Annotated in this window: 1 pseudogene; it reads right to left on the bottom strand. The window is 34.4% G+C overall.

From position 1 onward, the window contains the following. Window positions 1-218, bottom strand: a pseudogene (locus RVS70_RS23325) (IS5/IS1182 family transposase); the annotation flags it as partial.

The raw sequence follows: 218 nt of genomic DNA, 5'->3' as shown, positions 1-218 counted from the left end.
TTTTTTACTACTTCATTGAGTTCTTCCGTTGAAATTTCATCAGAACTTTCTCTTTCTATTTCGGGGATAATTTCTTTTTCCAGTAGCTCCTCATACATTTGATTCGACTTCTCTACTAAATCGGAGCTGTATTTTTCAATGGATTTTTTCCATACAAAAGTGAACTTATTGGCATTCGCTTCTAATTTCGTGCCGTCAATAAAAATGGCCTCTTCTTC

The sequence above is a fragment of the Virgibacillus sp. M23 genome, from assembly GCF_034190895.1.
Lineage (GTDB): Bacteria > Bacillota > Bacilli > Bacillales > Amphibacillaceae > Virgibacillus > Virgibacillus salarius.
Note: the sequence above shows the minus strand (reverse complement) of the source record. Positions and strands in the feature narration are given on the sequence as shown.